Raw genomic sequence first — 4,318 nt, 5'->3', positions numbered from 1 at the left:
GGTCGGCCCGGCCGCCGGCCCGGCGATGCCCGCGTCCGGCCCGGACCGCCCCGCCGACCCCGGGGCCACCGCCCTGATCCCGGCCGTACCCGGGCGTACCCGGATCGGCCCACCCCCGCTCGACTCGACCGCGCTGATGGGCGCGGTTCCCCGCACGCCGCAGCCGGAGGGGGCGACCGGTGAGCCCGAGGACGTCGCCGCCGAGCCTCCCCGAGCCCGCCGGGGCGAGCGGGTGGTGCAGTTGCGCCCGGAGCAGACCGGCGAGGGCTACAAGAGCGTCTACTCGGAGCTGACCCGTCCGTCGCTCGCCTCCCGGTTGCGCACCGGTGTCCGGGTCACCGGCGAGGTGTTGATCACCTTCGGCCTGGTGGTGCTCCTCTTCGCCGGGTACGAGATCTGGGGCAAGTCGGCCATCGTCGACGCCCACCAGGACGACCTGAGCCAGCAGTTGGCGCAGGCGTGGGGACCGACCGGCGACCCGACGGTGGCCGCCCCGTCGGCGAGCGCTTCCACCAAGCCCCCACCGCCGGTGCAGGGCAAGCCGATCGCCGGGCTCTACATCCCGAAGCTGGACAAGAACTGGGTGGTGGTCGAGGGCGTCAGCCAGAAGGACATCCGGTACGCGCCCGGCCACTACCCGACCAGCGCGATGCCGGGCGAGGTGGGTAACTTCTCCGTCGCCGGACACCGCAACAAGGCCACCTTCTGGCGGTTGGACGAGCTCGGCGACGGCGACGTGATCGTGGTCGAGGGCAGGAACGACTGGTACGTCTACCAGGTGTCCGACAGCCTGATCGTCAAGCCGACCCAGGTCGAGGTGGTGGCGCCGGTGCCGGGCAAGCCCGGGGTCAAGCCCACCAAGCGGATGCTCACCCTGACCACCTGCAACCCGAAGTTCGACAACTACCAGCGCCTGATCATCCACGCGGAGCTGGCGCGTACCCAGCCGAAGTCGGCGGGTCGCCCGGCGGAGCTGGGGAACTGAGGCACGATGTACGCCTGGATCTGGCGGAAGCTGCCGTTCGGCCTGGCCGGCAAGCTCACCGGCAGCGTGCTGCTGCTGGCCGCGATGGTGGCCCTACTCTGGTTCGTGGTCTTCCCGTGGGCCGAACCCCTGCTGCCCTTCGACGACGTGCAGGTCACCCAGGAGTCCGGCGTGCCCGGCGACCCGGGTGACGGTGGCGCGGTGCCCGGCGGCGACGCCCCGGCCGGCGACGAGCACGACTTGCCGTACGACACCGAGCGGAACAACACCGCGCCCCCCTCCCCGGACAGGTGAGCCCCATGCGCGTGCTGGTGATCGACAACTACGACTCGTTCGTCTTCAACCTGGTGCAGTACCTGGGCCAGCTCGGCGTCGAGTGCGAGGTCCGGCGCAACGACGAGATCGACGTGGCCGAGGTCGGCCGGGTGGGCGCGGCCGGCGTGTTGCTCTCCCCCGGCCCGGGCAGCCCGGACCGGGCCGGCATCTGCCTCGACGTCATCCGCCACTACGCAGGCGAGTTGCCGATCTTCGGCGTCTGCCTGGGCCACCAGGCGATCGGGGAGGCGTTCGGCGCCACCGTCACCCGCGCCCCCGAGCTGCTGCACGGCAAGACCTCCGAGGTGCGGCACCACTCGGTCGGGGTGCTCGCCGGCCTGCCCGACCCGTTCACCGCGACCCGCTACCACTCGCTCGCCGTGCTACCCGAGACGCTGCCGGACGAGCTGGAGGTCACCGGCTGGACCGGTTCCGGGGTGGTGATGGCGATGCGCCACCGGACGCTGCCGATCGAGGGCGTCCAGTTCCACCCGGAGTCGGTGCTCACCGAGGGGGGCCATCTGATGCTGGCCAACTGGCTGGCCGGCTGCGGTCATCCGGAGGCGCTGGAGCGGGCCCCGGAACTCGCCGCCGAGGTGGACGCCCGCCGCCGCGCCGCCTTCGCCACCACCTGACAGGCGTCGCACGTCGGATCGTCAGGACTCGTCGTCATCCTGCCGACGAGCACGCGCACGGCGGTCACCTGATGCTCCCGAACCGGCTCGGCCGGCCAGGCGGGCCGTCGGCCGGGCGGCCAGCGATCAGGCCCGGATCACTCGCCGGAGAGCCGGGCCGGCGGGCTGGTCGGGAACAGGCGGAACCCGCCACCTTCACCGTCGGTCGGCTCGGTCGTGGGCGTCGGGGTCGCCGTGGCGCTCGGCGTCGCCGGGACCTCCTCCGGCACGGTCACCACGATGGTCACCGTCTTACCCTTCGCGAGGTTGGTGCCCGCCCGCGGGTTCTGCGCCGAGACCCGGCCGGCCTGGTCCGGCGGCACCGCGTCGCCCTCCTCCACCTTCACCAGGTAGCCGGCGTCCTTCAGTTCGTCCCGGGCGTCGTCCTCGGTGGCGTTGAGCACGTTCGGCACCTGCACCACGTTGCCGTTGGAGACGGTGAGGGTGACCTTCGTGCCCTCCGCGACCTGCGAGCCCTCCTCGGGAGACACGTCGGTCACGGTGTCCTTGCGTTCCGCGCTGTCCACAACTTCCCGCGCGACCACGAAGCCCTCGGCCTCCAGCCGCTGCTTCGCGCTCTCGTACGTCGATCCCTCGATACCTGGCGGGATGACCTTGGTGGCGGGACCGCCGCAGACCTGGACGGTAACCACCTGGCTCGGCGCCAGTCGCACGTTCGGGCCCGGGTTCTGGTCGGCGACCGTCCCCTTCCGGCAGGTACTGTTGAAGATCTGTTCGCCGGCCTGGGGTTGCAGGTTGGCCTTCTGGATCTCGGCGAACGCCTGCTCCTGCGTCAGGCCGGTCACCGCGGGCACCGCGACCTGCCGATTCGCCTGCTGGTTCCAGAGCAGGGCGGCGACCAGGGCGAACACCGCGAGCACGCCGACCGCGACGAAGGTGGCGATCAGCCACGACGACGCCTTGCGCCGGCGCGGGTCACCGACCCGGGCCGGGATCTGCCGGGTCTGCGGCGCGCCGGCATAGCCCGCCGCACCGGCGCCCGGCGTCAGCTGAGTCGTCTCGTCCTCGCGCAGCACGGGGGTGGCCAGCACCGGCCGGCCGGCCGCCGCCCGGAGCAGGTCGGCCCGCATCTCGCCGGCGCTCTGGTAGCGGTTGAGCGGGTTCTTCGACAGCGCCTTGAGCACGATCGCGTCGACCGCCGGGTTCACGTCCGGGTTGATGTCGCTCGGCGTCGGCGGCGCCTCCCGGACGTGCTGGTACGCGACGCTGACCGGGCTGTCGCCGACGAACGGCGGGTGCCCGCAGAGCAGCTCGAAGAGCACGCACCCGGCGGCGTAGACGTCGGAGCGGGCGTCGACCGCCTCGCCCCGCGCCTGCTCGGGCGAGAGGTACTGGGCCGTGCCGATCACCGCGCTGGTCTGCGTCATCGTGGTGGCACCGCTGGCCAGCGCCCGGGCGATGCCGAAGTCCATCACCTTGACCTGGCCGGTCTGGGTGAGCATCACGTTGCCGGGCTTGATGTCCCGGTGGATGATGCCGTGCCGGTGGCTGAACTCCAGCGCCGCGCACATGTCGGCACAGATCTCCAGCGCCCGGCGCGGCTGGAGCCGCCCCTCGACGCCGAGAACCTCCTTGAGGGTCCGGCCGTTGACGAACTCCATCACGATGAACGGCAGCGTCTCGCCGGTCGGTGCCTGTTCCTCGCCGGTGTCGTAGACGGCGACGATGGCGGGGTGGTTGAGGGACGCCGCGTTCTGCGCCTCGCGGCGGAACCGCATCTGGAAGGTGGCGTCCCGGGCCAGGTCCGTCCGGAGCATTTTGATCGCGACGTCCCGACCGAGCCGGAGGTCACGACCGCGGTGCACCTCGGCCATGCCGCCGTAGCCGAGCAGCTCGCCGACCTGATACCTGCCACCGAGCAGGCGGGCCTGCGCTGTCATCGCGTCTGTCGTCCTTCGCTCGTCGTCGTCTCGTCGCTGCCCGGCCGGGGCCGTTCCTGTTGACGGTACGACGTCCCGGCCGGATCGTCGCGTCCGTCAGGCCGCAGCACGCCGGCCGTCACCGTCCCCGGGGCGAGCGCACCGGGTTCACCGGCCTGCACACGCCCCCGCAGGTTGTAGGAAATCACGCCGGAGCAGACGAGTACCAGTACGGCCAGGAGGATGGCGAGGATCACCATGCCGGGCCGGGACCGGTGCGGCCCCGGCCCGGGCACCGCGGGCGCGGGCTGCCGGGCGTACACCGGCGGGCGGTCCTGCCGGACCGGGGCCGACGGCACGGCCGCGGCGCCACGGGGGAGTCCAGCCTGGGCCGCCGGCGGGCGCGGCGCGGACACGGCCGGGGCGACCACGGCGGGGCGCGGCGCGGGCGGCGGGTGCGCGGG

General features: G+C 72.8%; 5 protein-coding genes. 3 read left to right on the top strand and 2 right to left on the bottom strand.

The genetic code is table 11. From position 1 onward, the window contains the following. The 3 genes from C1I99_RS29785 to C1I99_RS29775 form a co-directional block, all read left to right on the top strand. On the top strand, positions 1–985 hold a 985-nt coding region (locus C1I99_RS29785; RefSeq protein WP_233512792.1), incomplete at its 5' end, for a class E sortase. A 6-nt stretch (positions 986–991) separates the two neighbouring features. Then, complete coding sequence (locus C1I99_RS29780; RefSeq protein ID WP_111137505.1) at positions 992–1,279, top strand: hypothetical protein; 288 nt, start codon at positions 992–994, stop codon at positions 1,277–1,279. Positions 1,280–1,284: 5 nt separating this feature from the next. Beyond that, positions 1,285–1,935, top strand: a complete 651-nt coding sequence (locus tag C1I99_RS29775; RefSeq protein ID WP_111137504.1) for an aminodeoxychorismate/anthranilate synthase component II — start codon at positions 1,285–1,287, stop codon at positions 1,933–1,935. Positions 1,936–2,072: 137 nt separating this feature from the next. On the opposite strand, the gene pknB is transcribed toward C1I99_RS29775, so the two are convergent. Then, positions 2,073–3,875, bottom strand: a complete 1,803-nt coding sequence (pknB, locus tag C1I99_RS29770; RefSeq protein ID WP_111137503.1) for a Stk1 family PASTA domain-containing Ser/Thr kinase — start codon at positions 3,873–3,875, stop codon at positions 2,073–2,075. After that, positions 3,872–4,114 (bottom strand): hypothetical protein, encoded by a 243-nt coding sequence (locus C1I99_RS35285; RefSeq protein WP_146604086.1) that lies wholly within the window; start codon positions 4,112–4,114, stop codon positions 3,872–3,874. Before C1I99_RS35285 ends, pknB begins: the two co-directional genes overlap by 4 nt. Positions 4,115–4,318: the final 204 nt, after the last annotated feature.

The sequence above is a fragment of the Micromonospora deserti genome, assembly GCF_003236335.1.
Taxonomy (GTDB): domain Bacteria; phylum Actinomycetota; class Actinomycetes; order Mycobacteriales; family Micromonosporaceae; genus Micromonospora; species Micromonospora deserti.
The sequence above is the reverse complement of the archived record's forward strand: the minus strand, read 5'-3'. Positions and strand labels throughout refer to the sequence as shown.

Coding starts and splice junctions, on each gene's coding strand:
- pknB (WP_111137503.1), bottom strand. CDS start 3,875: ATGACAGCGCAGGCCCGCCTGCTCGGTGGCAGGTATCAGGTCGGCGAG.
- C1I99_RS29775 (WP_111137504.1), top strand. CDS start 1,285: ATGCGCGTGCTGGTGATCGACAACTACGACTCGTTCGTCTTCAACCTG.
- C1I99_RS29780 (WP_111137505.1), top strand. CDS start 992: ATGTACGCCTGGATCTGGCGGAAGCTGCCGTTCGGCCTGGCCGGCAAG.
- C1I99_RS35285 (WP_146604086.1), bottom strand. CDS start 4,114: ATGGTGATCCTCGCCATCCTCCTGGCCGTACTGGTACTCGTCTGCTCC.